The 2,055-nt window shown below is 68.0% G+C and carries 2 protein-coding genes; one reads left to right on the top strand and one right to left on the bottom strand.

Going from position 1 to position 2,055, the window contains the following annotated elements:
• The first annotated feature begins 173 nt into the window (after nt 1-173).
• Complete coding sequence (locus DR046_RS22785; protein WP_115384620.1) at nt 174-890, top strand: RlmE family RNA methyltransferase; 717 nt, start codon at nt 174-176, stop codon at nt 888-890.
• Nucleotides 891-1,046: 156 nt separating this feature from the next.
• Here the strand turns inward: DR046_RS22785 and DR046_RS22780 are convergent, their stop codons facing one another.
• Nucleotides 1,047-1,844 carry a hypothetical protein gene (locus DR046_RS22780; RefSeq protein WP_115384619.1) on the bottom strand — a complete coding sequence of 266 codons (798 nt, stop codon included), beginning with the start codon at nt 1,842-1,844 and terminating at the stop codon, nt 1,047-1,049.
• Nucleotides 1,845-2,055 lie beyond the last annotated feature (211 nt).

The following is a 2,055-nucleotide window of genomic DNA, read 5'->3' as shown; positions in this document are numbered from 1 at the left end:
GAGCCTGTCGCAGATCGTCGGATCGGGCAGTCTGCCGCAAGGGCGCCTGCCGCCAGACAGACAGCACAAGGGGCCCCGCGGGGCCCCTTGTCGCGTGAGGCCAAGCCCTTCGCCGGAGGGGTCGTCGCAACGCCGACCTTTTCCTTGGGGCCGCGTTCGCTTATCTCGGCGCGATGACGAAGAAACCCAAGAACAGCTCCGGCCGCGGGCGCCGGGACCTGACCGTCAAGGTCAAGACGGCGCGCGGGCGCAGGCTCAGCTCGAAGCTCTGGCTCGAGCGGCAGCTGAACGACCCCTATGTCCAGCGCGCCCGGGCCGAGGGCTATCGCGGGCGCGCGGCCTACAAGATCATGGAGCTGGACGACAAGTACGGCTTCCTAAAGCCCGGCTCGCGGGTCGTGGATCTCGGCTGCGCCCCGGGCGGCTGGCTGCAGGTGGCGGTGCCGCGCATCAATGCGGACGGGTCGCGGCCGTCGAAGCCACGGGGCCGGATCGTCGGTATCGACCTGCAGGAGGTCGATCCAATCGCGGGCGCCGAGATCCATGTGCTCGACTTCATGGCGGACGGGGCCGATGAGCGGGTGAAGGAATGGCTGGGCGGGCCGGCGGATGTGGTGATGTCGGACATGGCCGCCGCCTCCTCGGGGCACAAGCAGACCGACCATCTGCGGATCATCGCGCTCTGCGAGGCGGCGGCCGAGCTGGCCTTCGACGTGCTGGCGCCGGGCGGGACCTTCGTGGCGAAGGTGCTGGCGGGAGGTGCCGAGGGAGAGCTTCAGGCCGAGTTGAAGCGCCGCTTCGAGAAGGTTGCCAACGTGAAGCCGGCGGCGAGCCGATCCGACAGTTCCGAGAAGTTCGTCGTGGCGCAGGGGTTCCGGGGCGCGTCGTAGGTGTTCGGTCCCGGCATTTGGTGGCGTGAACTGACTTCGGACCGGTCCGGTTCCGCGTTGCGACCATCCAGAACTGTCACCTGGTCTGCAAAGCAGAAGTGTCGCTTGGCGGTCCAGGCGCGCCTGTTGGGCGGGCGGCCGGGCGGGCCGGAGAGTTCACTCATCGCAGGCCTGGCCGGCCGCATCGGCCTTCTTCTTTCGGGCGGCGAGGCTGTTCCAGCCGTCGTTGCGGCGGCCCGTGGGGATGTAGCGGGTGCGCTGCACCGGGCCGCGCTTGCGCGCAGGCCTCGGGCCCGCCTTCTCCTGCTCGGCCTTGATATGCTCGAGCACCGCGGAGAGGTTCTTGTTCTCGACGATCGCCGCCTGCGTCACCCGCTGCTGGTCCTGATCGAACACCGTGAAGGGCAGGGCGACGCCGCGATGCCGGACCTCCAGCGCGCCGTCGCCGTAGGTGTGAACATCGACATACTTTCCGACGAGGCCCGCGGTCAGGTCCGAGGGCTGCAACGTCACGATCCGGCGCTCGTGGCGCAGGGTCAGCTGGCGGCCGACGTAATGGCTCTCCTTGCAACACAGCACCTGGCGCAGACGATCCGGCCCGAGGTTCAGCGGGCGGTGCAAATCCTCCGAGCCCGGCGGCGCCTTGGCGAAGCGCAGGTTGTCGCGTTCGAGGAACGCCGGGACGAAGATGTTCGCAGCGTCCATGTCCGAGATGCCCTCCAGCCGCCGCGCCTTCACCAGCCGGTCCTGGAGCGTCCGGTTCGCCCGCTCGACACGCCCCTTGGCCTGTGAACTGTTCGCGCAGAGGATCTCTATCCCCAACTCTTCCAGTGCGCGGCCGAACTGCGTGATCCCGTGGCCCGTCTTCGGGTCGGACTTGTTCACGCGGAAGACCGAATGCTTGTCCGAGTAGAACGCGACCGGACGGCCATGCGCCGGAAGATATGTCGCCAAGGCCCCGAAGTAGCTGAACAGAGGTGGTCTGGGAAATCTGCCCAGCCCTGTTGAGTGGATGCTCTGCGCGAGATCGGCATGATGCCGTTCGCGAGGAGAGAGCATGACGAGACGACCGAGACGCAATCATGGCGCGGCGTTCAAGGCGCGCGTGGCGCTGGAGGCGGTGAAGGGCGAGCGGAGGCTGACCGACCTGGCGCAGCAATACGAC

Source organism: Jannaschia formosa, assembly GCF_003340555.1.
GTDB classification, from domain to species: Bacteria; Pseudomonadota; Alphaproteobacteria; order Rhodobacterales; family Rhodobacteraceae; genus Jannaschia; species Jannaschia formosa.
This window is presented reverse-complemented; position numbering and strand designations above follow the sequence as displayed.

Bases quoted from the DNA above. Each gene is read 5' to 3' on its own strand.
- DR046_RS22785 (WP_115384620.1), top strand. From the start codon at position 174: ATGACGAAGAAACCCAAGAACAGCTCCGGCCGCGGGCGCCGGGACCTG.